The sequence below is a fragment of the Betaproteobacteria bacterium genome, from assembly GCA_009377585.1.
GTDB lineage: Bacteria > Pseudomonadota > Gammaproteobacteria > Burkholderiales > WYBJ01 > WYBJ01.
The window spans coordinates 1-2,697 of the sequence record WHTS01000241.1 but is presented as its reverse complement, the minus strand read 5'-3'; the positions used below and the strand labels follow the sequence as shown (position 1 = coordinate 2,697).

The window sequence follows — 2,697 nt, the reverse complement described above, 5'->3', positions numbered from 1 at the left end:
CGTGCTCGACGAATTGTTGCCGGAGCTGGGTGCCTTCTACGTGATGGATCGGGGCTATGTCGATTTCGAGCGCCTGCACCGATTGCATCTGGCGGGGGCCTTCTTCGTCACTCGCGCCAAGTCCAACTTGAAGGCCAAGCGCCGCTACTCCCATGCGGTGGATCGCTCCACGGGCTTGATCTGCGATCAGACGATCACGCTGCCCTTTCATTCTTCGAGGACATCACCATGGCTGTATCTGCACCATCCAACGTGCTGTATCGCATCGACGAGTGCCCCGACCTCATGGCCGACGGCTGCATCGGCGACGAACACGGCAACCTGGTCTTTCTGTCCGCCTGGGCGCGCGATACTGCCGTTCAGGAGTTCCTTGCCCGCCTGACCCTCGGTCGGGCCGAGCGGGGGCTGGATCAGTTCCATCTCGTCACCGATCAAGGGGCGTCGATCCCAGTCTTCGTCGGCTGCACCGAGAACCTGGAGAAGCGCACCACGCGCGCTTTCCGGCGCACGCTGTTCGGTTCCATGGTCCATCTGTGGCTCTTCGATCGCCGCTGCGTGAGGCCCGACAGGGCCAACGCCAGCGCGTTGGCGCTGCTGCCTAAGGCCGTCTCCGATCACACCGAGCGTCTGTGGACGCTGGTGCGTGAGACCTGCCCGCTGCCGCTGCTCGATCACTGGCGCGATGCCGTGTTGGATCTATTGCAGTCACGGCAGATGCTGACGCGCCTTCCATTCGCCCTCGGTCCGCTGGAAGGTCATCGGCTGGCCCTAGACGTTCCCGCGCTGACCACGGCGCTGGGCGAACTGATCCGCAACGGAACGCTGGGTGTTTCGCAATACGAGCCGGCCCCGGGCAGAACGCTGCGGCGGGCAGCCTGAAGCTTCACCGAAGGGCACGTGCCGCACGTGCCCTTTCATCCCGCTTCTTCAAAGGAGACCGGCATGGCTCTCATGTTCCCGCGCCTTGCGCGCAACTTCATCAAGAACGGGCTACTTTCCGACGGACGAACCCACGCTGGAAAGACTCCTGACCGCGCTGGCACCGTCTTCCGGCGCCATGTGCATTCTCGATCCCTGCGCCGGCGAAGGCGTGGCGATCGCCGAGGCTGCGCACGCCCTCGGACGCGAGCAGGTCAAGGCGTTTGCAGTCGAGTACGACCCGGAGCGCGCTGCTCATGCGCGCAAGCTCGTCGATCGTTGTCTGCACGGCGACCTGATGGATACGCTGATCTCCCGGCAGTCCTTCGGGCTGCTCTGGCTCAACCCGCCCTATGGCGACCTGACCCGCGGCGTCGATGGCAACATCGGCTATCAAGGCCAAGGCCGCGCACGGCTGGAGAAGCTGTTCTATCAGCGAAGCCTGCCGCTCCTGCAATACGACGGCGTGATCGTGCTCATCATTCCGTGCTACGTGCTCGATGCCGAGTTCGTGGGCTGGCTGACGCGCCACTTCGCCAACCTGCGCGTCTACCATGCGGTGGATACGCGGTTCAAGCAGGTGGTGATCTTCGGCCGGCGGATTCGTCAGCGCGAGCAGTTGTCGAACGACGCCAAGACGTCGCGCAGTCTGCTGCTAGAAGTCGGGCAAGGCAACATCGAGGCCGAGGAGCTGCCCTGCGAATGTCCGTTCCTGCCTTACACGGTCCCGACCTCGCAAACCGAGCCCGAGCACTTTTATCGCGTCACGCTCGAACCGGAGCAGTTCGCCGCCGAGGTACAGCGCCTGCAAGGGCTGTGGCCAGCGACCGACACGCACCTGACGGCCGCACAGCAAGCACCGCGGCCACCGGCGCACGCCTTGTCGCACTGGCATCTCGCCCTGGCCCTCGCGGCGGGCGCGATCTCGGGCGTCGTGACCTCCAAGACCGGCAGGGTGCTGGCGGTCAAGGGCGATACGCACAAGGAGAAATCCTTGACGACGGAGTACATGGAACGGGACGACGGCTCGGTCACCGAGACGCGCATCCTCACCGATCGCTTCGTACCTGTGATCCGCGCATGGGACATGACACCCGGCTCTCCGACTCGGGGAGAGGTACTGATCATTCGCTGATCGTCGTCCCTTGACGGTTCGCCGTCGATTTCATCCACCCACGGGGGTCCATTCACCCCGTGGGGTGCCGTGGCCCCTCCATTCACCAAGGAGCTACACCATGGCAATCGATGCACTCTTTATCAGCTTTGTCGCGAATCCGCGTTTTCCGTCGGGGCAAGTGGTCATGACCGCTGGCGTCGATGAGCTCGTCCGGCAAGGCCGGCTCAATCCCAGCCAGTACCTGCGTCGCCACCTTAGTGGCGACTGGGGCGATCTCTGCGACGACGACTGGCGACAGAACGACGCCGCGCTGAAGTCCGGTGAGGACCGACTGTTTTCGTCCTACGAGGTCACGCCCGACCTGAAGCTCTGGATCATCACCGAATGGGACCGCAGCGTCACCACGCTGCTGTTGCCCAGCGAGTATTGATCCTGTTTTCCAGCGGCGCTCGAGCGCCGCGCTTCTTCCCACCCCCCGGGGCATGTCATCGCCCCATCGGGGGAGGTGCATGCCGTCATGTCCACTTTCTCGATCGAGAATCTCAAGCAGCCGCGCGATAGTAGTAATTGAGCAATCCTCCGAGCCGCTGGCGGCGATAGATCGTATCGTGGTTTACCGCCGGCTGCGATTGCGGACGGATCAGCCGATTGGCCAACCCCTG

2 protein-coding genes and 2 pseudogenes are annotated in these 2,697 nt (G+C 63.7%); all 4 read left to right on the top strand.

What is annotated here, in order from left to right; translation table 11 throughout:
* Nucleotides 1–202, top strand: a pseudogene (locus tag GEV05_30975) (IS4 family transposase).
* 26 nt (nt 203–228) lie between these two features.
* Nucleotides 229–879, top strand: a complete 651-nt coding sequence (locus tag GEV05_30970) for a hypothetical protein (protein MPZ47699.1) — start codon at nt 229–231, stop codon at nt 877–879.
* A 63-nt stretch (nt 880–942) separates the two neighbouring features.
* A pseudogene (locus GEV05_30965) lies at nt 943–2,053 on the top strand (class I SAM-dependent methyltransferase).
* 100 nt (nt 2,054–2,153) lie between these two features.
* The gene (locus tag GEV05_30960; protein MPZ47698.1) at nt 2,154–2,465 is read left to right on the top strand and encodes a hypothetical protein; all 312 of its coding nucleotides are present in this window, start codon (nt 2,154–2,156) and stop codon (nt 2,463–2,465) included.
* Nucleotides 2,466–2,697 lie beyond the last annotated feature (232 nt).

Coding starts and splice junctions, on each gene's coding strand:
- GEV05_30970 (MPZ47699.1), top strand. CDS start 229: ATGGCTGTATCTGCACCATCCAACGTGCTGTATCGCATCGACGAGTGC.
- GEV05_30960 (MPZ47698.1), top strand. CDS start 2,154: ATGGCAATCGATGCACTCTTTATCAGCTTTGTCGCGAATCCGCGTTTT.